General features: G+C 70.4%; 1 pseudogene. It reads left to right on the top strand.

The window, feature by feature from the left end:
- Nucleotides 1-29 precede the first annotated feature (29 nt).
- A pseudogene (locus ACQG3P_RS24555) lies at nucleotides 30-233 on the top strand (hypothetical protein); the annotation flags it as partial.

The raw sequence follows: 233 nt of genomic DNA, 5'->3' as shown, positions 1-233 counted from the left end.
CCTTACGCACAGGGATGTCAACTACGACGATGATCGCCGGGCTGCTGCTGGCGAACGCGGCCCATGCCCAGCAGGATCGCGGCGAACCCGCCGACAGCGCGGACGGCTGCGTCACCACGCTGGGCGAGGTGCGCGCGCTCCCGCCCGAGGACGACGTGCCAGTGGACCGGGACCGCTTCAAATCCCCGGTGCTGCCCGAACGCAACGCGTTCAACCGCGCCTGGCACGAACCC

The organism is Stenotrophomonas sp. SrG, from assembly GCF_050031795.1.
GTDB classification, from domain to species: Bacteria; Pseudomonadota; Gammaproteobacteria; order Xanthomonadales; family Xanthomonadaceae; genus Stenotrophomonas; species Stenotrophomonas rhizophila_A.
The sequence above is the reverse complement of the archived record's forward strand: the minus strand, read 5'-3'. Positions and strand labels throughout refer to the sequence as shown.